The organism is Bacillus sp. NPDC077411, from assembly GCF_044543425.1.
Lineage (GTDB): Bacteria > Bacillota > Bacilli > Bacillales > Bacillaceae_G > Bacillus_A > Bacillus_A bruguierae.
Window position 1 is genome coordinate 102048 of sequence record NZ_JBITWA010000007.1, and the last position, 464, is coordinate 102511.

Annotated in this window: 1 protein-coding gene; it reads right to left on the bottom strand. The window is 40.1% G+C overall.

What is annotated here, in order from left to right; all coding sequences use genetic code 11:
* The coding region (locus tag ACIGHG_RS11615) for an SH3 domain-containing protein (protein WP_396548527.1) at window positions 1–464 on the bottom strand (464 nt) is incomplete at both ends.

Below are 464 nucleotides of genomic sequence, written 5' to 3' on the forward strand. Positions count from 1 at the left end.
TTGTGTACCTGTCACAATATTTTCTGCCGACTTCTCTGCTGCCTTACCTTCTAACTTCACAAACTTTAGCGAAACATATCCTTCTTTTCCTTTGTATGTAATCTTCGCCCAGCCGTTTGTTTTCCCCAGTACCGTTATTTTCTCGCCTTGTTTTAAATCCCCGAGAATTTCACTGCTTTTGTTTGCTTCGCTTCTTACCCACAGACTTACTGCTGTTACTATTCCTGTCTCTTGTGTACCTGTCACAATATTTTCTGCCGACTTCTCTGCTGCCTTACCTTCTAACTTCACAAACTTTAGCGAAACATATCCTTCTTTTCCTTTGTATTCAATTTTTGCCCAACCATTTGCTTTTCCTATAATGGTAACACTCTCTCCTTTTTGAACACTTCCCAGAAGAGTACTACCTATTTCAGGACTATTACGAACATTTAAACGTGCTGCTGTTACAACACCCGTTTCAC